This window comes from Oleiphilus sp. HI0125 (assembly GCF_001635355.1).
Genome location: NZ_LWGF01001449.1, coordinates 1 through 786, shown reverse-complemented (window position 1 = coordinate 786; position 786 = coordinate 1). Strand labels below are relative to the sequence as shown.

1 protein-coding gene is annotated in these 786 nt (G+C 44.8%); it reads left to right on the top strand.

Annotated features, from left to right (window positions below; translation table 11 throughout):
• Positions 1-209: 209 nt before the first annotated feature.
• Positions 210-786: pseudouridine synthase (locus tag A3762_RS24605; RefSeq protein ID WP_068758084.1), on the top strand; the 577-nt coding region annotated here is incomplete at its 3' end.

Here is a 786-nt window from a genome sequence, read left to right as displayed (position 1 = left end):
AATCTTGACGACGAAGTGATTTCAGTAGAAGAACAAGCAGCGCCGAGCATCGCGGCTGTTTCTGAAACTTCTACAAACATTGAAGAAGCTAAAGCCCCTATAATTTAAGGGTTGCTATTAGTGATTCTGGGGCGTTCTCGTGCGCCTCAGAAAGATACTTTTGTTTGAATTGCTCTGGTAGACTTCGCACGTAATCTGCGAGCGAGTTTATGGCTGATCTACTGTTATTCAACAAACCCTTCAACGTCTTGTCTCAATTCACTGATCGTGAAGGCAGGTCCACACTTGCCCAATTCATCAAAACCAAAGACATGTATCCAGCTGGTCGCCTTGATTACGACTCTGAAGGTTTAATGCTGTTGGTCAATGACGGTCAATTGCAGTCACGCATCGCCGATCCAAAACACAAGCTACCCAAAACTTATTTAGTTCAGGTCGAAGGTATTCCAAATGATAGAGACTTGGAAAAACTTCAAAAAGGCGTCACTCTCAAAGATGGTCCAACGAAACCAGCCAAAGCACGATTGATCGCCCCTCCGGATTTGTGGGAGAGAAACCCTCCAGTACGCGACAGAAAAAACATCCCAACAAGCTGGCTTAAAATCATCATTACAGAGGGTCGAAACCGACAAGTTCGCAGAATGACCGCACATATAGGGTTCCCGACACTTAGACTGATTCGGCATGCCATCGGCCCTTGGAAACTCGATGACTTAAAACCAGGACAGATGCGAACAGAAACAGTTCATTTACCCAAGCAAAGTAACAAACCTCGTAATTATCAAA